20 protein-coding genes and 1 tRNA gene are annotated in these 19,785 nt (G+C 72.5%); 17 read left to right on the forward strand and 4 right to left on the reverse strand.

The genetic code is table 11. The annotated features are described in order from the left end of the window. The first annotated feature begins 10 nt into the window (after positions 1 to 10). The 6 genes from tmk to FJ658_RS04660 all read left to right on the forward strand — a co-directional run bounded on the left by tmk (position 11) and on the right by FJ658_RS04660 (position 5,089). Positions 11 to 643, forward strand: a complete 633-nt coding sequence (gene tmk / locus FJ658_RS04635; protein WP_141144382.1) for a dTMP kinase — start codon at positions 11 to 13, stop codon at positions 641 to 643. A gap of 120 nt (positions 644 to 763) precedes the next feature. Continuing rightward, positions 764 to 1,921 carry a DNA polymerase III subunit delta' gene (locus FJ658_RS04640; RefSeq protein ID WP_141144203.1) on the forward strand — a complete coding sequence of 386 codons (1,158 nt, stop codon included), beginning with the start codon at positions 764 to 766 and terminating at the stop codon, positions 1,919 to 1,921. Then, positions 1,918 to 3,540, forward strand: a complete 1,623-nt coding sequence (locus tag FJ658_RS04645) for an alpha/beta hydrolase (RefSeq protein ID WP_141144204.1) — start codon at positions 1,918 to 1,920, stop codon at positions 3,538 to 3,540. The genes FJ658_RS04640 and FJ658_RS04645 overlap by 4 nt, the downstream gene beginning before the upstream one ends. Beyond that, entirely contained in the window at positions 3,540 to 4,178 is a 639-nt protein-coding gene (locus FJ658_RS04650) for a TetR family transcriptional regulator (RefSeq protein WP_141144205.1), read from the forward strand. The genes FJ658_RS04645 and FJ658_RS04650 overlap by 1 nt, the downstream gene beginning before the upstream one ends. 98 nt (positions 4,179 to 4,276) lie before the next feature. Beyond that, positions 4,277 to 4,352: transfer RNA gene (locus tag FJ658_RS04655), tRNA-Thr, on the forward strand. Next, entirely contained in the window at positions 4,352 to 5,089 is a 738-nt protein-coding gene (locus FJ658_RS04660; protein WP_141144206.1) for an SDR family NAD(P)-dependent oxidoreductase, read from the forward strand. The genes FJ658_RS04655 and FJ658_RS04660 overlap by 1 nt, the downstream gene beginning before the upstream one ends. A gap of 103 nt (positions 5,090 to 5,192) precedes the next feature. Here FJ658_RS04660 and FJ658_RS04665 read toward each other — a convergent pair whose 3' ends face one another. After that, positions 5,193 to 5,633, reverse strand: coding sequence for a cupin domain-containing protein (locus FJ658_RS04665; RefSeq protein ID WP_255447560.1), 441 nt, complete (start codon positions 5,631 to 5,633; stop codon positions 5,193 to 5,195). Then, on the reverse strand, positions 5,630 to 7,060 hold the full coding sequence (locus FJ658_RS04670; RefSeq protein WP_141144207.1) for an FAD-binding oxidoreductase: 1,431 nt from the start codon (positions 7,058 to 7,060) through the stop codon (positions 5,630 to 5,632). The genes FJ658_RS04665 and FJ658_RS04670 overlap by 4 nt, the downstream gene beginning before the upstream one ends. Before the next feature lie 213 nt (positions 7,061 to 7,273). Here FJ658_RS04670 and FJ658_RS04675 point away from each other — a divergent pair, with 213 nt between their 5' ends. Then, on the forward strand, positions 7,274 to 7,711 hold the full coding sequence (locus FJ658_RS04675; RefSeq protein WP_141144208.1) for a hypothetical protein: 438 nt from the start codon (positions 7,274 to 7,276) through the stop codon (positions 7,709 to 7,711). A gap of 16 nt (positions 7,712 to 7,727) precedes the next feature. On the opposite strand, the gene FJ658_RS04680 is transcribed toward FJ658_RS04675, so the two are convergent. Beyond that, entirely contained in the window at positions 7,728 to 8,825 is a 1,098-nt protein-coding gene (locus FJ658_RS04680) for a GTP-binding protein (RefSeq protein ID WP_141144209.1), read from the reverse strand. A 122-nt stretch (positions 8,826 to 8,947) separates the two neighbouring features. On the opposite strand from FJ658_RS04680, the gene FJ658_RS04685 reads away from it, so the two are divergent. The 6 genes from FJ658_RS04685 (at position 8,948) to FJ658_RS04710 (ending at position 14,329) form a co-directional block, all read left to right on the forward strand. Next, on the forward strand, positions 8,948 to 9,070 hold the full coding sequence (locus FJ658_RS04685; RefSeq protein WP_141144210.1) for a ribosomal protein bL36: 123 nt from the start codon (positions 8,948 to 8,950) through the stop codon (positions 9,068 to 9,070). A gap of 443 nt (positions 9,071 to 9,513) precedes the next feature. After that, positions 9,514 to 10,929 (forward strand): SufS family cysteine desulfurase, encoded by a 1,416-nt coding sequence (locus tag FJ658_RS04690; protein WP_141144211.1) that lies wholly within the window; start codon positions 9,514 to 9,516, stop codon positions 10,927 to 10,929. Then, positions 10,926 to 11,372: a Fe-S cluster assembly sulfur transfer protein SufU gene (gene sufU / locus FJ658_RS04695; protein WP_141144212.1), complete on the forward strand. Its 447-nt coding sequence runs from the start codon at positions 10,926 to 10,928 to the stop codon at positions 11,370 to 11,372. Before FJ658_RS04690 ends, sufU begins: the two co-directional genes overlap by 4 nt. A 233-nt stretch (positions 11,373 to 11,605) precedes the next feature. After that, complete coding sequence (locus FJ658_RS04700) at positions 11,606 to 11,983, forward strand: Lsr2 family protein (RefSeq protein WP_141144213.1); 378 nt, start codon at positions 11,606 to 11,608, stop codon at positions 11,981 to 11,983. 112 nt (positions 11,984 to 12,095) lie between these two features. Continuing rightward, on the forward strand, positions 12,096 to 13,694 hold the full coding sequence (locus FJ658_RS04705) for a D-alanyl-D-alanine carboxypeptidase (RefSeq protein ID WP_141144214.1): 1,599 nt from the start codon (positions 12,096 to 12,098) through the stop codon (positions 13,692 to 13,694). A 32-nt stretch (positions 13,695 to 13,726) separates the two neighbouring features. Next, positions 13,727 to 14,329 (forward strand): isochorismatase family protein, encoded by a 603-nt coding sequence (locus tag FJ658_RS04710; protein ID WP_141144215.1) that lies wholly within the window; start codon positions 13,727 to 13,729, stop codon positions 14,327 to 14,329. A gap of 11 nt (positions 14,330 to 14,340) precedes the next feature. On the opposite strand, the gene FJ658_RS04715 is transcribed toward FJ658_RS04710, so the two are convergent. Next, positions 14,341 to 16,323, reverse strand: coding sequence for an ABC transporter ATP-binding protein (locus tag FJ658_RS04715; protein WP_141144216.1), 1,983 nt, complete (start codon positions 16,321 to 16,323; stop codon positions 14,341 to 14,343). Between the two features lie 125 nt (positions 16,324 to 16,448). Between FJ658_RS04715 and FJ658_RS04720 the strand changes: the two genes are divergently transcribed. The 4 genes from FJ658_RS04720 to FJ658_RS04735 all read left to right on the forward strand — a co-directional run bounded on the left by FJ658_RS04720 (position 16,449) and on the right by FJ658_RS04735 (position 19,771). Further along, positions 16,449 to 16,778 carry a CHY zinc finger protein gene (locus tag FJ658_RS04720; RefSeq protein ID WP_141144217.1) on the forward strand — a complete coding sequence of 110 codons (330 nt, stop codon included), beginning with the start codon at positions 16,449 to 16,451 and terminating at the stop codon, positions 16,776 to 16,778. 337 nt (positions 16,779 to 17,115) lie between these two features. Continuing rightward, positions 17,116 to 18,054: an ABC transporter ATP-binding protein gene (locus FJ658_RS04725; protein ID WP_255447561.1), complete on the forward strand. Its 939-nt coding sequence runs from the start codon at positions 17,116 to 17,118 to the stop codon at positions 18,052 to 18,054. Continuing rightward, positions 18,051 to 18,926 carry an ABC transporter permease gene (locus tag FJ658_RS04730; RefSeq protein WP_141144219.1) on the forward strand — a complete coding sequence of 292 codons (876 nt, stop codon included), beginning with the start codon at positions 18,051 to 18,053 and terminating at the stop codon, positions 18,924 to 18,926. Before FJ658_RS04725 ends, FJ658_RS04730 begins: the two co-directional genes overlap by 4 nt. Positions 18,927 to 18,991: 65 nt before the next feature. Continuing rightward, the gene (locus FJ658_RS04735; protein WP_255447579.1) at positions 18,992 to 19,771 is read left to right on the forward strand and encodes an ABC transporter permease; all 780 of its coding nucleotides are present in this window, start codon (positions 18,992 to 18,994) and stop codon (positions 19,769 to 19,771) included. Positions 19,772 to 19,785 lie beyond the last annotated feature (14 nt).

Here is a 19,785-nt window from a genome sequence, read left to right on the forward strand (position 1 = left end):
GCCCGGCGACGTGAGCACCGGCCTCTTCATCACCTTCGAGGGCGGCGACGGCTCGGGCAAGACCACGCAGCAGGGCATCCTCGCCGAGTGGCTGGCCGAGCAGGGCGCCACGCTGGTGCGTACCCGCGAACCCGGCGGCAGCGAGCTCGGGCTGGAGCTGCGCGAGATCGTGCTGCATCGCCGCGGCTACATCGCGCCGCGCGCGGAGGCGCTCATCTACGCGGCCGATCGTGCGCACCACATCGCGACCGTCGTGCGCCCGGCGCTCGAGCGCGGCGAGGTCGTGCTGCAGGATCGCTACCTCGACTCCTCCGTCGCGTACCAGGGCGCGGGGCGGGTGCTCGACGGCGGCGAGATCCGCGACCTGTCGCTGTGGGCATCCGAGGGCCTGCTGCCCGACCTGACGGTGCTGCTCGACCTGCACGAGGGCGAGGGCCGCGGCCGGCTCGACGCCGCGCGCGACCGCTACGACCGGCTCGAGGCGGAGAAGAGCGACTTCCACGGCCGGGTGCGCGCCGCCTACCTCGAGCTCGCCGCCGCCGAGCCCGAGCGCTTCCTGGTGCTGGATGCGCGCCGCCCGATCGACGACATCGCCGCCGACATCCGGGCCCGGGTCGCGGCGCTGATCGGCGCGCGCGGCTGAGCACCGCGCGTCCGAGGCCCGCTCCCGGCGGATGCTCGCCGGGCCGCGTCACCCGCTCCGGTTAGGCTGAGCGCGACCCGGGTTCCCGCCCGGATGCGGCGCGCGGCGCGGAAGGATCCCATGGCCTGGAACGACCTCATCGGCCAGACCGATGCCGTCGCCGGCGTGCGCCGCGCCGCCGAGACCGGGCAGGGCCTCGCGCACTCCTGGCTCATCACCGGCCCGCCCGGGTCGGGCCGCTCGACCCTCGCCTACGCCTTCGCCAGCGCCCTGCTCGCGCGGCCCGGCGACGAGGAGGCGACCGACGCCCAGGTGGAGGCGCGCACGCATCCCGACCTCGCCGTGCTCAGCACCGATCGCGTTCAGATCACGATCAAGGAGGTGCGCGACCTCGTCGCGAAGAGCCAGTACTCGCCCTCGGTCGGCCGCTACCGCGTCGTCGTGATCGAAGACGCGGATCGCATGGTCGAGCGCACGAGCAACGTGCTGCTGAAGGCCCTCGAGGAGCCGCCGGAGCGCACGATCTGGATCCTCTGCGCGCCGAGCGAGGCCGACCTGCTGCCGACCATCCGCTCGCGCGTGCGCAGCGTGCGCCTGGGCGTGCCCAGCGTCTCCGACGTCGCCGAGCTGATCCAGCGCCGCGACGGCGTCGCCCCCGATGTCGCGGCCCGCGCCGCGCGCGAGGCGCAGTCGCACATCGGCATGGCGCACCGCCTCGCGACCGACGACGAGGCCCGCCGCCGACGTTCACGCACGCTCGAGCTGGCCCTCGGCATCCGCAGCGTCCCGGGCGCCGTGCGCGCCGCGGCCGAGCTGCTCGAGGTGGCCGGCGCCGACGCCGCCGCGATCGGCGCCGAACGGGATGCGCGTGAGCGCGACGAGGTGCTGCGCTCGCTGGGCGTCGAGCCCGGCGGCACCGTGCCTCCGGCTTTGCGCAGTCAGCTCAAGACCCTCGAAGAGGATCAGAAGCGGCGCGCGACCCGCAGCCTGCGCGACGGGATCGACCGCATCCTGCTCGACCTGCTCTCGCTCTACCGCGACGTGCTGCTGCTGCAGCTCGGCCTCGATCTCGACCGCGCGCAGCTCGTTAATCTGGCCATCCTCGACCAGCTCGAGCAGGCGGCCGCCGCCTGCGCCGCGCCGCAGACCCTCGCCACCCTCGACGGCCTCGCCGAGGCGCGCGAGCGCATCGACGGCAACGTCGCCCCCGCCCTCGCCCTCGAGGCCGCCCTGATCACCGCGGTGCGCCACCGCTCGAGCTCCGGAGCCGCAGCATGACCCGAGCATCCGCGACCCGCGCCGCGCGCCCTTCCCGCACCGAGCGCCCCGCTCGCCCGACTCGCGCCGCCCGCCCGGAGCGCGCACCCCGCCGCCGCGTGCTGGCCGCCGTCGCCCTCGCCGCCGCGATCGGCGTCGGGCTCAGCGGCTGCGTGCAGTGGTTCCTGCCGCCGCAGGGCAGCCGCACCTCGACGCCCTCCGACGAGAAGGTGGATGCGCAGCTCGAGCCCTACTACCAGCAGACCCTGACGTGGAAGGGCTGCGGCGACGGCATGCAGTGCACCACCGCGAAGGCGCCCCTCGACTGGAGCGATCCGGGCGGCGAGCGCATCGACCTGGCGCTGATCCGCCAGCCCGCGACGGGCGGCGACGCGAAGGGCTCGCTGCTCATCAACCCGGGTGGGCCTGGCGGCTCGGGCTACGACTTCGTGCGCGACAGCGTCGACTACGCGACGAGCGAGGGACTGCAGCGCGACTACGACGTGGTCGGCTTCGATCCCCGCGGGGTCGGCCACTCGTCGGCGGTCAGCTGCTACACCGACCCGAAGGCCTTCGACGACTACGTCTACGGCATCACCCCGGGCGAGCCTGGCAGCGACGGCTGGATCGCGGCCGCCGAGCAGAGCAACCAGCAGTTCGGCAAGGACTGCCTCAGCGGAACGGGCGATCTGCTCGGCCACGTCGACACGGTCAGCGCGGCGCGCGATCTCGACATGCTGCGCTCGGCTCTCGGCGACAAGAAGCTCAACTACCTGGGCTATTCCTACGGCACGTTCCTCGGCGCGACCTACGCCGACCTGTTCCCGAAGAAGACGGGACACCTCGTGCTCGACGGAGCGCTCGACCCGGCCACGAGCGACTTCGACGTGACGCTGACGCAGGCGAAGGGCTTCGAGAGCGCCTTCCGCGCCTACCTCGACGACTGCCTGACCCGGCAGGCGTGCCCGTTCTCGGGCTCGACCGACGCGGCGGTGACCGAGGTCGAGAACCTCTTCGCCTCGGTGCAGCGCTCGCCGATCCGCAATTCCGACGGGCGCGAGCTCGGCACGAGCGCCCTGTTCACCGCGATCATCTACCCGCTCTACAGCAAGCAGAGCTGGCCCTACCTCGATCAGCTCTTCGACGACGTCTTCGCCGGCAGCGCGAAGGTCGCCTTCACCCTCGCCGACGCCTACTACGAGCGCGACCAGAACGGCACCTACGCGAACAACTCGACCGAGGCCTTCATCGCGATCAACTGCCTCGACTACAAGAACGACGACGACCCGGCGACGATGCGCTCGCAGGCGCAGCAGCTGGCCACCGAGGCCCCGCTGTTCGGTCCGCAGATGGCCTATGGCGGCGTCGGATGCGCGGGCTGGCCCTTCCCCGGAACCCGCGACCGCGTCGCGATCGCCGCCGAGGGCTCCGCGCCCATCCTGGTGGTCGGCACGACCAACGACCCGGCGACGCCCTATGTGTGGGCGCAGGCCATGGCGAAGCAGCTGCAGAACGGCCACCTGATCACGTATCACGGCGAGGGGCACACGGCCTACAACAAGTCGAACTCCTGCGTCGACGACGCCGTCGACGACTTCTTCCTCGACGACACGGTGCCCTCGAAGGACCCGGACTGCTGATGCCCGACTTCGACGACGCCGAGCCGGTCGGTCTGCGCGAGCGCAAGCGCCGCGCGACCCGGCGCGCGATCCTGGTCGCGACCGCGCAGCTCGTGCGCGAGCGCGGCTTCGACGGCGCGACGGTCGATGAGATCAGCCGTCTCGCCGACGTGTCTCCGCGCACCTTCTTCAACTACTTCGCGTCGAAGGAGGAGGCGATCTCGGGCGAGATCCCCGTGCTGCCCGACCGGGTGCACTGCGAGGCCTTCGTCGCGGCGCGGGGTCCGCTGCTCGACGACCTCGCCGACCTGGTCGTGCACTCGATCGACGCCAGCCTTCCCGACCGCGAGATCGTGCTCCTGCGCCGCGAGATCGCCAAGTCGGCGCCGCACCTCGCCGCGCTGCGCATGAGCAGCATGCGCGAGTTCGAGCTGGCGCTCGCCGAGGTCGTGGCCCGCCGGCTCGCGGCCCAGCATCCCGAGCTGTTCGAGGATGCCGACGCGGCGTTCCTGCGCGCCCGCCTGGTCGTGTTCGCCGCGTCGGGCGCCCTGCGCCACGCCTGGATCGCCTGGGCCGACCATGCGGGCGACGACGACCTCGCGACGATGATCCGCCGCAGCTTCGACGCCCTGCGCGAGACGATCCGCCTCGACGGCTGACCGCGCCCGACGGCCGAGAGCGCCGTGCCCCGCACGCGGTGCGGAGCATCCGCTCACATCGGCTATGCTCGTCTGCTGTGCCACCACTCGCGGTGCACGCCGCCTTAGCTCAGTCGGCAGAGCGTCTCACTCGTAATGAGAAGGTCGTGGGTTCGATTCCCACAGGCGGCTCCATGACCTCACCGTCGTCCGCCCCGCGCGTCACCCTCGTCACCGGGGGAGGCCGGGGGATCGGAGCCGCGATCTGCCGCCGCCTGGCTCGCGAGGGCCATGCGGTCGTCGTCGGATTCCGCTCCGATGCGACGGCCGCCGAGTCGATCGTCGCCGAGATCTCCGACGGCGGCGGGCGCGCGCTCGCGGTGCGCGTCGACGTGACCGATCCGGCATCCCTCGACGCCTTCGTCGCCGCGGGCGAGCGGCTCGGCCCGATCACCGGGGTCGTCGCGAACGCCGGCGCCGCGACGGCCGTCGGCACGCTCGCCGACAACGACCCCGCGGCGATCCGCGCCGACCTCGACGTGAACCTGTTCGGCGTGATCGCGACGGTGCGGGCGGCTCTCGCGCGCATGGATGCCGGGGGCGCGGTCGTGACGATCTCATCGGCCGCCGCGACCCTCGGCAGCCCGGGCAGCTACGTGCACTACGCCGCGGCGAAGGCGGGTGTCGAGGCGTTCACGGTCGGCCTGTCGAAGGAGGTCGCGACCCGGGGCATCCGGGTCAACGCGGTCGCACCGGGCACGATCTGGACCGAGTTCCACCAGGACCCGGAGCGCCCGGCCAAGGTCGCCCCGACCGTGCCGATGGGCCGCGCCGGCGAGCCGGACGAGATCGCGGGCGCCGTCGCCTGGCTGCTCTCGGACGACGCGTCCTATGCGACGGGCGCCGTGCTGAGGGTCGCCGGCGGGCTCTGAGCGAGTCGGTCGGCGGGTCGGTCAGCGGGGATCGCCCCGGGTCGCCCGGCGGGATCGGTCGGATCGGTCGGCGGGGTCGCCCCGGCCAGGTCAGTCGCCGGGATCACTCGCCAGGCGCGAGCCACACTTTCCGCAGCGGCTCGGTGATCGTCCAGCGGGTGCGCTCGCCGGCGTGCAGACGCACGAGCGAGCCCGGTTCGAGCGACAGGATGCGCGGGACGGCTCCAACGTCCGCCGACGCCGCGACGTCCGCCGCATCCAGGAACTCGACCGTGCCGCGCCCCGCGAGCACCACGAACAGCTCGTCGGCCTCGACGTCGCGGGCGGTTCCGGTCGTCATCTCCCAGATGCCGTAGTCGAGCCCGGCGAACGACCCGAGCTCGGCGAGCGCCGTCGTGGGTGCGCCGGCGTCGACCTCGGCCGCGGGCAGCGGCGTGTGCTCGAGGGGCGTGCGGAGCGCATCCACGTGCCGTGCGTCGGCGGAACCCGCCGAGTCCGCGCCGGCGGTCGCGTCGCCCGACGCCCCGGCCCCCGCCCCGCTCACGAGTCGAACCCCAGCCCGAGCGCGTCGAGCCCCCGCAGCAGCAGATTGCGGCGGCCCTCGCTGTGGTCGGCGCGGTCGAGTGACCAGCGGGTCGCATTGATGCCCATCGACGCGGCGGGCTCGGGCGGGAACGGCACGGGGCGCTCGCGCACCATCCGCAGCCGAGTGCGCTCGGTGTCGGCACCGTCGAGCTGGTCGAGCATGACCTGCGCGGCGAAGCGGGTCGCGGCGACGCCGAGCCCGGTGAAGCCGGCGGCGTAGGCGACGCGTCCGCTGCGGGCCGTGCCGTAGAAGGCGCAGAAGCGCGTGCTCGTGTCGATCGCGCCCGCCCAGCGGTGCGTCACGCGGATGCCCTCGAGCTGCGGGAACGTCGTCAGCAGGTGCGAGGTCAGCATCCGGTAGCTGGATGCGCGGTCCTCGTAGGCCGCCCGCACCCGCCCGCCGTAGTGGTAGACCGCGTCGTAGCCGCCGAACACGATCCGGTCGTCGGCCGTCATCCGGTAGTAGTGGAACTGATTCGCCAGGTCGGCGAGACCCTGCCGGTTCGTCCAGCCGATCGCCGCGAGCTGCTCGGCGGTCAGCGGCTCGGTCGCGATCACGTAGTCGTAGACCGGAACCGTCATCAGCCGGTTGCGCTTGAGCAGCGACGGGAACACGTTCGTCGCCAGCACCGCCTGCTCGGCCCGCACGGCGCCGTGCTTCGTGCGCACCCGCACGCCCGCGTCGGCCGGGCCGCTCGGGTCGTCGTCGACGGCCGTCGCGGGGGAGTGCTCGTAGATCTCGACGCCGAGCTCGACCGCGACCCGGGCCAGCTCGAGGGCGAGCTTGGCGGGATGCGCGAGCAGCGTGCCCCGCCTGTCCCAGCTGCCCGCGAGGTACGTGGGCGAGCCGACCTGGGCGCGCACGGCGTCCTGGTCGAGGAACACGTGGTCGTCGTCGACCGGCTCGTCGCGCAGCCACTCCACCTGGTGCGGCTCGACGGCGACCGACAGGGTGCCGGTGCGCTGCGCATCCACCTGCATGCCGTAGCGGGTGATCGTCGCCTCGATCTCGTCGAGGTTGCGGGCGCCGAGCGCGTCGAGCAGCGGCATCTCCTCGGGCCAGCGCCGCCGCCCGTTCTCGTCGCCGTGGGTCAGGCTCGCCTCGACGAAGCCGCCGTTGCGGCCGGATGCGGCCCAGCCGACGCGCTGCGCCTCGAGCACGACGACGCGCAGGCCGAGGTTGCGCTCCTTCGCGAGCAGCGCGGTCCACAGCCCGGTGTAGCCGCCGCCGACGACGACCAGGTCGGCCTCGATCTCGCCGTCGAGGCGGGGATGCGCGGGCCGCTCGACGTCGTCGAGCCAGAAGACCTCGTGGCGGGAGCCGGCGAGCGCGTGGTCGATCGCGCTCGCGGGAGGAGCCTGACGTTCGAAGACGGTGCGGTGCACGGGGGTCCTTCCGTCGTGCCTCGGGGCTCGGCGCCCTCGGTCGCGATCGTTCCCCGCAGGATAGTCGGGGCGCGACGGCGGGATCCAGGGGTTCCGGCGTGTTCGCGCGACGGATTCCGTGGTGCGGGCGGCGTCGACGCGGTGAGGCCCGTTTTCGGGGCTTGTTTGATGTGCAGACGGATCGGATCATGTGGAAGTCGCGAAAAACGGGAGGTGGATATGCGCCGACTCGCTCTAGCGCTCATCGCCGTCGTCGCGGGTGGTTGCCTGAGCGGATGCGAAAGTGTTGCCCCGGCCGATAGCTACATCCGCGGCGCCGATGATTCCGTTCAGATCCTGTCCTGTGGATCGAGCCAAGTCGAGGAGATTCGCATCGAAGTCTTCGACGAGTCGGAGGGCAACGTGGCGATCTATTCGGCGACGGGTGATGTTCACGTTGATGTCGGGCAGATCCTCGACCTCGCACGCCTGCCGACAGGGCTCGCGATCGAGGCGGAGAGTCTCGATCAGATAGAGCCCGGAGCCCAGCTCACGGTGATGCTCAGCACAGATCACGCGCTCAACCCTGCGTATGTGACAGTTCCAGCAGGCGGGCTGCCGTCCCGTCGGTGGTTGGGCGCTGATGGGGTGACCGCCGACCCCTGCGACTAGAGGGCCCGCCCGGCCGTCAGTGCCGCGGCGCCCACTCCGGCAGCGGGTCCACGAGCTTCGCCCAGAGCTCGGGGCCGGCGAGCAGCTCCTGAGAGCGCAGCGTGCAGTCGTCGAGGGCGGCGGTCAGGGCGGGCGCATCCAGGGCGAAGCCGGTGATCGCGAGATCCTGTCCAGCGCTGAGCGGTCCGTCGGCTGTGTCGCGCGCCGCCGGTTCGATGCCGATCGAGCCGCCCGCCTGATCCCAGAAGCCCGTGATGCCCGGCCGCGTCGCGAAGCGCACGAAGCCGGCCGATCGGATGATCGCCCCGAACTCGCCGTCGCCCCAGCCTCCCTGCAGCAGCGCGAGCACCCGCCGGGGATGCAGCGGCAGCGGGTTCGTGTAGCGGAAGGTGCTGACGCGCGGGTCGGCGAAGGCCGGCGCGTGGTCGTCGTTGAGCACCTTGACCCAGCCGGGCTCGGGGAGCACGCGCTCGGTGGATGCGCGGGGGCGTCGGTCCGCGGGGGCGCCGGAGGCGGAGGCTGCGGCTCCCGTGGCCGTGGCGCTGTCGGCCGGCGCGCCCGCACCGCCGTGGCGCTCCGGCTCGCCCGCGCTGCGCGCCCGGTCGCGCCAGCGCGCTCCCCGCGGCAGCACGAGCCGCGCGTCGGGAGCGAGGTGGCTGAGCAGCGACAGCACCCGGCTCAGCGCCTCCGCGTCGCGCACCCGGCGGTGGTCGACGATCAGCGCATCCGCGTGCTCGATCTGCTCGACCAGCACCGACGAGCGCGCGACGAGCGAACCCTGGTGCTCGCCATCGTCGACGAAGCGCTCGTCGGCCAGCTCGACGAGCAGCGTCGCGGGGTCGACGCAGACGAGCAGGCGCACGTGCTCGGCCGCGCCGCCGAGCAGCTCGAGCAGGTGCTGCGGGCGGGTGTCGGCGGGCGCGCTGAGCACGCGCCCGCGGCCGCTGTCGATCGCGGCGACGACGGCGCGGCAGGCGTCGGCGCAGCTGTCGGAGCGGTCGTCGAGGTGCACGGCGCGCAGCTCGTGCAGGTCGGCGAGCCGGTCGGCTGTCGTGCGGCGCAGCGCGGCGTCGGGTCCGAGCACGATGCGGAAGCGGGGCGCGGGGGAATGCATGTCGACGATGCTACGTTATCGACAACAGTTCTCAATAAATGGATGCGCGACCCGGTGCCGATCGCGGGGCCGGCTACCTCGGCCGTGCTGGTGCTCCGCATCCCCTGACGAAAGGATGCGCCATGAAGGTGCGCGCCTCGATCCGCTCTCTCGCCCGCCAGCCCGGAGCCCAGGTGGTGAAGCGCCGCGGCAAGATGTTCGTGATCAACAAGAAGAACCCGCGCATGAAGGGCCGCCAGGGCTGACGCCGCCGGGTCGGGCGCGCCCATATCGGATGCGTCGGGTCAGGGTCTCCGCGGTTCCGGATGCGAATCGGAAGTCCGCGGTTTCGGATGGGCGAATCGGGCGTCCGCGGTTTCGTATGCGCCGGTGGGGTGTCCCTCGTTTCGGATGGGCGACGGCGCCGGGCTGTCCCGGGGCTCGACCCCCCGACCCATCCGAGACCCGTGACCGACGCGGCCTCCCGCCGTCATCGCAGCGGGGTCCGGCCCGAACCATCTCACGGAGTCCCTGTTGCGCGTGTGGCTCGTGTTGCTCATCCGGCACACGAGTCACAGCAACTCCTTGAGACGGATTGGAGTGTGCGGGTGGGGTGAGCGGCGCCCGCCCCGGCGGCGCCCACCCGCCCGCCGGTACCCTGGAGGGGCGCACCGCGCGCGGCGATCCCGCCGCCGGTCGCGCCCCTCTCATGACGCTGACTCCCGCATCCACTCCCGTCTCCACGTCCGACTCGACCGCCGCCGCTGACGCTGGTGACGCTGACGCCCCCGCCGCGAGCCCGTCGGCCCCCGCCCTCACCGCCCCCGACGGCGCCTCCCTCGACGCCCGCCCGCTCAGCACCGCCGAGCTCTTCCGGCTGCGCGCCGACTTCCCGGCATTGCAGCGCCAGGTGAACGGGCATCCGCTCGCCTACCTCGACTCGGGCGCGACCGCCCAGCGCCCCGTCGCGGTGCTGGATGCGGAACGTCGCTACCTCGAGACCGCGAACGCCGCCGTGCACCGCGGCGCGCACCTCATGGCCGCCGAGGCGACCGAGCTGTTCGAGCAGGCGCGCGCGACCGTCGCCGCCTTCGTCGGCGCCGGCGAGGACGAGATCGTCTGGACCTCGAATGCGACCGAGGCCCTCAATCTCGTCGCCTACGGCATCTCGAACGCGAGCCTCGGCCGCGGCGGTGCGGCGGCCGAGCGCCTCCGCATCGGCGACGGCGACGAGATCGTCGTGACGGAGGCCGAACACCACGCGAACCTGGTGCCCTGGCAGGAGCTGTGCGCGCGCACCGGCGCGACGCTGCGGTTCATCCCGGTCGACGACGACGGCGTGCTCGACCTCGATCGCCTCGACGAGATCGTCACCGAGCGCACCCGGGTGCTCGCCTTCGCGCACGTCGGCAACGTGACCGGCGCCATCGCCCCGGTCGAGCGGCTCGTCGCCCGCGCTCGTCAGGTCGGCGCGCTCGTCGTGCTCGACGCCTGTCAGTCGGTTCCGCACGGCCCCGTCGACCTGCGCGCGCTCGACGTCGACTTCGCCGCGTTCTCGGGCCACAAGATGCTCGGACCCACCGGCGTCGGCGTTCTCTACGGCAAGCAGGGGCTGCTGGATGCGCTGCCCCCGTTCCTCACCGGCGGCTCGATGATCACGACGGTGACGCTCGAACGCAGCGAGTACCTGCCCGCGCCGCAGCGCTTCGAGGCGGGCACTCAGAAGGTCTCGCAGTCGATCGCGCTCGCCGCGGCGGTCGACTACCTCGGCGAGATCGGCATGGATCGCATCGCGGCCCACGAGGCCGCCCTCGGTGAGCGGATGGCCGCCGGGCTCGCCGAGATCCCGGGTGTGCGTCTGCTGGGGCCGAAGCCCGGCATCCCGCGCGTGGGCCTGGCGTCGTTCGACGTCCACGGCGTGCACTCGCACGACGTCGGGCAGTTCCTCGACGACCTCGGCATCGCCGTGCGCGTCGGCCACCACTGCGCGCAGCCGCTGCACCGCCGCCTCGGCATCACGTCGTCGACGCGCGCCTCGGGCTACCTCTACACGACCGACGACGACGTCGACCGCATGCTCGACGCGGTCGCCCGCACGGTCGCGTTCTTCGGCGGTGCCGCGTGAGCTCATCGGAGCTGCAGTCGCTCTACCAGCAGGTGATCCTCGATCACTCGAAGCGCCCGCACGGCCGCGGGCTGGTCGGCGACACCGCCGCGAGCTCCCACCAGGTCAACCCGACCTGCGGCGACGAGATCACCCTCGAGCTGCACGTCGGCGACGACGGCACCTTCGAGCGCGTCGCCTGGAATGGCTCGGGATGCGCGATCTCGCAGGCCTCGGCGTCGCTGCTGTCCGGGCTCGCCGAGGACTGGACGCCGGCCGTGCTGCAGGAGCGCATCGGCCAGTTCCGCGAGGCGCTGCGCTCGCGCGGCGCGATCGAGATCGACGAGGACCTGTTCGAGGATGCCGCCGCGCTCGGCGGCGTCTCGCGTTACACCGCCCGCGTCAAATGCGCGATGCTCGCCTGGGTCGCGGCCGAGGACGCGCTCACCCGCCTCGACGCCTGAGTCGCGCATCCCGTCTCTATCTGTCGGTGAGCCGCTGCCGTCGTCGCCCCGATGAGAATCGATCGGTCGATAACCGTCGCCATTTCGAACTCCGAGACGACAGTTATCGACCGATCGATTAGCGGATGCGCGCTGGGCTCGATCGAAAAGCGCGGCGCCGGATATCGGGTGCATTAGTGCAGATATCCGGTAATGCATCGAGCGGAAATCTATTCACCCCCTACTATTCGAATATGGCGCGACGAACCGTGATCCTCTATACCGACGACTTCGATGGCACCGAGCTGCCCGAGGGCACCCGCTCGACGACGTTCTCGCTCAACGGAGTGCAGTACTCGATCGACCTCTCCGACGACAACGCGGCGAAGCTCGAGGAGGCGCTGAAGCCCTTCATCGAGGCCGGCACCCGCGTCGGCGCCCCCGCGGGCGTGCGTCGCTCGGGCGCTCGCGCGGCCGGCTCCAGCTCGCGCTCGTCGAGCCCGAGCGGCAGCGGACGCACCCCCGAAGACCTCGCCGCCATCCGCGAATGGGCGAATGCGAACGGCTACAGCGTCGGCGACCGCGGTCGCATCAAGGGCGAGATCCTCGACGCCTACGACGCGGCGCACTGACCGTCGCACGCCCGCCGGGGCGCGACCGCGTCGGGGAGTGCGTCGGCGGCATCGCCGGGAGTGCGCCGCGCATCCGCAGGACCGCTCCAGGCGCGGAACCTAGGATGACGGCGTGTCGGACGAGAAGCCGTCGCGCGACCGCGACCCGGGTGAGGGCAGCGGTGGGCCGTCGTCGGCCGATCGGCCCGATCTCCCTGTCGATCCCGACGCCCCATCGGCACTGCTCGACCGTGAACGCGGCGGCTCCCGCGTCCCGCGCGACGCCGCCGCGGGCCGGGCGACCGGCGGCATCCTGACCGCCCTGCGCACCCGCCGCACCCTCGTGCTCGGCATCGCGTTCGCCGCGCTCTTCGCGGTGCTCGGCACCGGAGCCGTGATGGGCGGGCACGCGCTCGCCGAGGGCCGCGCGGCCGCGGCCGAGGCGGAGAAGGCGAATGACACCGCGAGCGCGACGCCGAGCGCGCGACCGAAGCCGGGCACGATCGCCGCGCCGCTGCGCTTCCGCAGCTGCTCGATCTCGACGCTCGCCGCCGACGGCCGCCTCGGCGCGCTCGAGGGCACCGTGATCGACGCGACCACGGGTGACACGCTCTTCGACCGCGGCGGCGCCACGCCGGCCCGCATCGGCTCGTCGATGAAGGTGCTCACCGCCGCGGCCGCGCTCAGCGTGCTGGGACCCGACTACCGCATCCCGACCACCGTCGTCGACGCCGGCGACGGCACGATCGCGATCGTCGGCCACGGGGATGCGACACTCAGCGCCCTGCCGAGCGGACAGGAGTCGGTGTATCCGGGCGCGCCGAAGCTCTCGGGTCTCGCGCAGCAGGCGGTCTCGTCGTGGACCAGCCGGCACCCCGGCGAGAAGATCGAGAAGGTGCTGCTCGACGCGAGCTACTGGAGCGAGTCCGACAGCTGGAACACCGGCTGGGACCGCGCGCTGCAGACCGGCGGGACCGTCTCGGAGGTCACGGCGCTGCAGGTCGACGCCGATCGCGCCGATCCGACCGCGGCCACCAGCCCCCGCAGCGACGACCCGGTCGCCGCGGCCGGGGCGAAGTTCGTCGCCGCTCTGAAGAGCGCCGACGAGGATGCGGTGGCCGACGACGTGCAGACCGCCTCGGCGACCGCCCCGACCGGGTCGACCGAGATCGCCAAGGTGCAGTCGCAGCCGGTGTCGCAGCTCGTGCCGCAGATGCTGCAGCTCGACGATGCGACGCTCGCCGAGATGATGGGGCGTCTGGTCTCGAAGCGGCAGGGCGACGGCGGGTCGGCCGCATCCCTCACCGCGACCTACGCCACCGCCCTGGCGAAGTACGGCGTCGCGACCGCGGGCCTGACCGTGACCGACGGCTCGGGGCTGAGCGCGGCGGACGCGGCCTCGGCCGTCTACCTCGCCCGGCTCGCCGTGCAGATCGAGAAGGGCGACGATCAGCTCGCGCTGATCCGCGAGCAGCTCGGCCGCAGCGGCCAGAGCGGCTCGCTCGCGACGCGCTACGCCGGCACGAGCGCGGCGGCCGGCGCGGTGCAGGCCCACTCCGGCGGCGGCGCCGGCGTGCGCACGCTCGTCGGCACGGTGCAGGCGGCCGACGGCACGCAGCTCGCCTTCGCATTCCTGGCGCTCGGCGACGGGGTCACCACCGACGCCGATCCCGCTCTCGACGCGCTCGCCGTGGCTTTGCACGACTGCGGCGCGAACCTGTCCAGCATCTGATCTGCGGCGCGTCCGCGAACGAGGAGGTCCCGATGACCCGAGCACTGCTGATCGTGGATGTGCAGAACGACTTCACCGAGGGCGGTGCGCTCGGGGTGCGCGGCGGCGCGGCCGTCGCCGAGGGCGTGACGCGCCTGCTGCAGGACGACCCCGACCGCTACACGGTCGTCGCGGCGTCGCGCGACTGGCACCACGGCGACGACGACAACGGCGGCCATTTCGCCACCGGCGCGGAGCCCGACTACGTGCAGACCTGGCCGGTGCACTGCGTCGGCGGCACGACCGGAGCCGAGTACCACCCGGCGCTCGACGCCTCGCTGATCGACCTGCACGTGAAGAAGGGGCAGGGCGTTCCCGCCTACTCGGCGTTCGAGGGCACGATCGACGGCGGCAGCGGCGCGGGTGATGGCGACGGCACCGTCGTCGGACTCGCCGAGGCGCTCGCCGCGCGCGACGTCGACCAGCTGGACGTGGTGGGCATCGCCACGGACTACTGCGTGCGGGCGAGTGCGCTCGACGCCCTGCGCGCCGGACTGCGGGTGCGCATCCTGACCTCGCTCGTCGCCGGGGTGGCGGCCGAGTCGTCGAACGCCGCCCTGGCTGAGCTGGCCGAGTCGGGCGCGGTGCTGGTCTAGTCGCGACCCCCTCAGGCCAGCAGCTGGTGTCGCGCGAGCTCGCGGTAGAGCGGCGTCGACTCGAGCAGCTCGTCGTGCGTGCCGACGCCCGCGACGCGTCCGCCGTCGAGCACGATGATGCGGTCGCTGTCGACCACGGTCGACAGGCGGTGCGCGATCACGAGCAGGGTGCGGTCGGCGGCGACGCGGTCGATCGCCTCGCGCAGCAGCTGCTCGTTGACGCCGTCGAGGGATGCGGTGGCCTCATCCAGCAGCAGCACCGGCGGCGCCGCGAGCAGGGCGCGCGCGATCGCGAGCCGCTGGCGCTCGCCCCCGCTCAGCATGACGCCGTCTTCGCCGACCGGCGCGTCCAGGCCGAGCTCGTTGCGCTCCAGCACCGCGCCGAGATTGACCTCGCGCAGCACGGCGACGCAGGCCTCGTCGCTCGCGTCGGGGGCGGCGAGCGTCAGGTTCTGGCGCAGCGTGCCGGCCAGCACCGGCGCATCCTGCTCGACGTAACCCAGCTGCGATCGCAGCTCACCCCGGTCGAGCGTGCGCACATCCCGCTCGCCGAACAGCACGCGGCCCTCGTCGGCGTCGTAGAAGCGCTCGATGAGCGACAGGATCGTGCTCTTGCCGGCACCCGAGGGGCCGACCAGCGCGGTGCGCTGGCCCTTCGGCACCGCGAACGAGACGCCCTTGAGCACGGTGCGGTCGCGCGGCTGGGCGCGCCCGCCTCCGTCGGCGAGCGACCCGACCGCCGCCGCGATCGCCTTCTCGCGCTCGGTGCGGTGCGCCGCCTCGGGGTAGCGGAACACGACGTCGTCGAAGCGGATCGCCGCGTTCACCCGCTCGTCGACCACGAGCGCGGTCGTCTCGCCGGTGACGACGGGCGCGACCGAGAGGCTGGATGCGCGAGCCGACGTGGCGGCATCCCCCTCGCTCTCGCTCGGGATGGCCACGACCTCGCGGATGCGTCCGAGGGCGCCGAGCGCCTGGTTGACCGAGGTGATCGCGCCGAAGGCGGTGCCGAGCGGCATGATCATGAGGAAGAGGAACAGGATGAACGCGACCAGGCTCGCGATCGTGATCGCCCCGCTCGCGACTCGGAAGCCGCCGACGCCGAGCACGACCAGGAACGACGCCTGCATGGCGATGCCGGCGATCGGCACGATCAGCGCCGAGACGCGCGCGACGCGCAGGCCGGCGCCGTAGGCGGCATCCGCGTCCTTCACGATCTCGTCGCTCTCGCGCTCGGTCGCCCCCGCGGCGCGCACGGTGCGGATCGCGCTGACGGCGCGCTCCACCGAGGCGGCCAGGTCGCCGACGCGCTCCTGCTGCTCGCGGCTCGCCACCCGCACCCGCGAGCTGAGCAGCACAACCGCGACGATCGAGATCGCGACGACGAGCACGGTCAGTGAGAGCAGCACCGGGTCGATCACGGCCATGCCGATGATCGCGCCGATGAAGACGACGGCGCCGCCCACCGCATCCACCAGGCCCTGCGTCATGACGGCGTAGAGCAGGGTCGTGTCGCTGCCGACGCGCGACACCAGGTCGCCTGTGCGGCGCAGGTCGAACTCGGTGATCGGCAGGTGCAGGATGCGCCGCACCAGCTGTCGGCGGGCGGAGCGCACGACGCTCGTGCCGGTGCGCTGCAGCAGGTAGTGCTGGGCTCCCGAGAGCAGGGCGCTGACGACGACGAGCGCGATGAGCAGCCAGGTCAGCGGGCCGAGCGAATGGCCGGCCTCGACGCGGCCGATCACCTGGCTCACGAGCGCCGGCTGGGCCAGCGAGGCGGCGGCGCCGAGCAGGCTGAGCACGATCACGACGATCAGCACGCCGCGGTGCTCGGCCAGGTAGGGGAGCAGGTCGCGGAACGAGGCGCGCGGGCCGTCGTCCCTCGACGCGCGGGCGAAGGGGTTGCGGCTGCGGCGGGCCGGCGGCGTCGGCGACGGGGATGCGGTGCTCGCGGCAGCGGCGGGGGTCGCGGGGCGGGGTGCGGGGGAGCTCACGGTTCTCTCCAGAGACACGAGGATGTCAGCGGTTCGGCGGGGCCGGCGCCGGGCGCGGTCCACCGCACAGCGTCGCACATCCCGCCCGCGCGCCCCCTGCGAGCCGCGCGTGACACCATGGCCGCATGACGACCACGGGACCCCGCGTGCTCGGCCCGGTCGTGGACGACGCGACCCGGTGCATCCACTACCGCAGCGAGCTCGACGTGATCGCGATCCGCTTCGCCTGCTGCGGCGAGTACTACCCCTGCCACGCCTGCCATGCCGAGACAGCCGATCACGCGGCGACGGTCTGGCCGCGGGGTGCGCGCGACGAACGCGCCGTGCTGTGCGGCGAGTGCCGCGCCGAGTTGACGATCGCCGAGTACCTGGGGGCGTCGTCGTCGTGCCCGCGCTGCGGCGCCGGCTTCAATCCGGGATGCGCGCTGCACACGCACCTCTACTTCGAGGTCTGAGCGGGGCCGGTCCGCGAGCTGGCGGCGCCCCGCTGTCTCGCGTTGCGGATGGAGCGTGCCCTCGAGCCGTCACGGGGCTCGGCGGTGTCGTGCATCCGAAACGGGTGACGCTGCGCTCGCAAGGTCGTCCGCGTCCGCACCGAGCGCATCCGTGGCCCGCCGTCTCGCGTTGCGGATGGAGCGCGCCCTCGAGCCGTCACAGGGCTCGGCGATGTCGTGCATCCGCAACACGTGACGCCGCCGCGCCGCGTCGCGCTGGCCATGACCGACCGCTCGCCCCGTGACACGCATGTGAACGGCGTTCACAATGTCGGCGGTCGTGCCTAGTGTTGAGCAGGTGAGCGATCCCGTCATCCACGCCGCCGGTCTGCGCAAGGTCTACGGCGACACCGTCGCGGTCGGCGGCATCGACTTCGACGTCGCGCCCGGCGAGTCCTTCGGGTTGCTCGGCCCCAACGGCGCCGGCAAGTCGACGACCATGCGCATGGTCGGGGCGGTGTCGACGCGCAGCGACGGCGAGCTGAGCATCCTGGGCCTCGACCCGGATGCGAGCGGGCCCGAGATCCGCGCCCAGCTCGGCGTGGTGCCCCAGCAGGACAACCTCGACATGGAGCTGCAGGCGCGCGAGAATCTGCTCGTCTACGGCCGCTACTTCGGGCTGCCGCGTCGCACGATCGCGCAGCGCGCCGACGAGCTGCTCGCCTTCGCCCAGCTCGAGGACAAGGCGAAGGCCAAGGTCGACGACCTCTCCGGCGGCATGAAGCGCCGCCTCACGATCGCCCGCGCGCTGATCAACGACCCGCGCATCCTGCTGCTCGACGAGCCGACCACCGGGCTCGACCCGCAGGCCCGGCACATCCTCTGGGACCGCCTGTTCCGCCTCAAGGAGCAGGGCACGACGCTCGTGCTCACGACGCACTACATGGATGAGGCCGAGCAGCTCTGCGACCGCCTCGTCGTGGTCGACAAGGGCGAGATCATGGCCGAGGGCAGTCCCGCGGCGCTGATCCGCGAGCACTCGACGCGCGAGGTGCTCGAGGTGCGCTTCGGCTCCGACCGCAACGCCGAGGCGGCGCGACGCATCGGCGCGATCGCCGGGCTCGGCGGCGACCGCATCGAGGAGCTGCCCGACCGGGTGTTGGTCTACGCCGACAACGGCGAGCACGCGCTGGCCGCGGTCGTCGACAGCGGACTCGAGCCGATCACCTCGCTCGTGCGGCGATCGAGCCTCGAGGATGTCTTCCTGCGGCTGACGGGAAGGTCGCTGATCGAATGAGCACGACACCGAGCAGCACCCCGAGCGCCGCGCCCGCCGCCCGCAGCGCCCCGACGCCTGCCGAGCTGACCGACGCCGCGCGCCGCAGCCGCGCGCTCGGCCCGATCTTCGTGGCCGAGCACCAGCTGCGCACGATGAGCAAGTTCCGCTGGACGATGATCGCGACCGCGATCGGCACCCCGCTGCTCTACCTCTTCGCCTTCGGCGTCGGCCTCGCGACGCTCATCACCGGCAACGTCGGCCCGGGCGGCGCGAACGGCGAGGTCAGCTACCTCGAGTTCGTCGCGCCCGCGCTGCTGGTCACGGCGGCGACGCTCGTCGCGACCGAGGAGTTCACCTTCGGCGTGCTGCTCGGCCTGAAGTGGAACCCGACCTGGATCGGGATGAACGCCTCGCCGCTCACCGGAGCGCAGATCGTCACCGGCCACTTCCTCTTCATCGCCGTGCGCATGGTCATCACGGTGTCGATCTACTACGTCGTCATCCTGCTGTTCGGGGCGATGCCGTCGCCGCTCGGCATCCTGCTCATCCCGGTCGGCCTGCTGGCCGGCTTCGCCTGGACCTTCATCGCCGCCTACAGCGCGACGATCCGGGAAGACAAGGGGCAGTTCGCGGTGCTGCAGCGCGTCGTGATCCTGCCGCTGACGCTGTTCAGCGGAACGGTGTTCCCGCTCGCGCAGCTGCCGTGGTTCCTGCAGCCGCTCGGCTGGGCCTCGCCGCTCTGGCACGCGAGCGAGCTGGGCCGGCAGTTCGCCTACGGACCGACCGAGCCGTTCTGGCTCACCCTCGTGCACGTCGTCTACCTGCTGGCGCTCGCCGCCGGCGGGTGGATGCTGTGCCAGCGCATCGTGAAGCGGAGGCTGGACAAGTGAGCGCCGACACGGGCACGACCACAGCGAGCGGGCGCGCATCCACCCGCCGACCGGCGGCGCGCGGGGTGCGCTCGCTCTACGCCGGCAACGCGCGCTCGGTCGTCGTGCGCGGTCTGGTCGCGACCCGCAGCACCAACTGGATCGTCGTGCTCACGGGCGTCGTCGAGCCGGTGTTCTACCTGCTCTCGCTCGGCGTCGGGCTCGGCAGCTACATCACCGGCGTCACCGACCCGCAGGGCAACCCCATCACCTACGCTGCGTTCATTGCGCCCGCGCTGCTGGCCGTGTCGGCCATGAACGGCGCCGTCTACGACTCGACGTGGAACGTCTTCTTCAAGATGCACTTCGGCAAGCTCTATCAGGGCATGCTCGCCACGAGTCTCGGCCCGCTCGACATCGCGCTGGGCGAGATCCTGCTCGCGCTGCTGCGCGGCGGGGTCTACGGCACGATCTTCCTGGTCGTGATGACGGCGCTCGGGCTGAACCTGTCGTGGACGGCCGTGCTCGCCCTGCCGGCGCTGCTGCTCATCGCCTTCGGCTTCGCGAGCCTCGGGATGGCGGTCACGAGCTACATGAAGACGTTCCAGCACATGGACTGGATCCAGTTCGCGATGCTGCCGATGTTCCTGCTGTCGGCCACCTTCTACCCGCTCAGCGTCTACCCCGAGCCGATCCAGTGGTTCATCCAGGCGATGCCGCTGTGGCACGGGGTCGAGCTGATCCGCAGCCTGACGACCGGCGCGATCGGGCCGATGCTGCTGGTGCACGTGCTCTACTACGCGGTCATGATCGCCGTCGGCATGATCTTCACGACGCGACGGCTGCGGGCGCTGTTCCTCGACTGATTACCGTCTTTTTC

It is taken from the genome of Schumannella sp. 10F1B-5-1, from assembly GCF_006517535.1.
GTDB lineage: Bacteria > Actinomycetota > Actinomycetes > Actinomycetales > Microbacteriaceae > Schumannella.

Coding starts and splice junctions, on each gene's coding strand:
- FJ658_RS04730 (WP_141144219.1), top strand. CDS start 18,051: ATGAGCACGACACCGAGCAGCACCCCGAGCGCCGCGCCCGCCGCCCGC.
- FJ658_RS04660 (WP_141144206.1), top strand. CDS start 4,352: ATGACCTCACCGTCGTCCGCCCCGCGCGTCACCCTCGTCACCGGGGGA.
- FJ658_RS04710 (WP_141144215.1), top strand. CDS start 13,727: ATGACCCGAGCACTGCTGATCGTGGATGTGCAGAACGACTTCACCGAG.
- FJ658_RS04690 (WP_141144211.1), top strand. CDS start 9,514: ATGACGCTGACTCCCGCATCCACTCCCGTCTCCACGTCCGACTCGACC.
- FJ658_RS04650 (WP_141144205.1), top strand. CDS start 3,540: ATGCCCGACTTCGACGACGCCGAGCCGGTCGGTCTGCGCGAGCGCAAG.
- FJ658_RS04685 (WP_141144210.1), top strand. CDS start 8,948: ATGAAGGTGCGCGCCTCGATCCGCTCTCTCGCCCGCCAGCCCGGAGCC.
- FJ658_RS04680 (WP_141144209.1), bottom strand. CDS start 8,825: ATGCATTCCCCCGCGCCCCGCTTCCGCATCGTGCTCGGACCCGACGCC.
- FJ658_RS04640 (WP_141144203.1), top strand. CDS start 764: ATGGCCTGGAACGACCTCATCGGCCAGACCGATGCCGTCGCCGGCGTG.
- FJ658_RS04700 (WP_141144213.1), top strand. CDS start 11,606: ATGGCGCGACGAACCGTGATCCTCTATACCGACGACTTCGATGGCACC.
- FJ658_RS04645 (WP_141144204.1), top strand. CDS start 1,918: ATGACCCGAGCATCCGCGACCCGCGCCGCGCGCCCTTCCCGCACCGAG.
- FJ658_RS04720 (WP_141144217.1), top strand. CDS start 16,449: ATGACGACCACGGGACCCCGCGTGCTCGGCCCGGTCGTGGACGACGCG.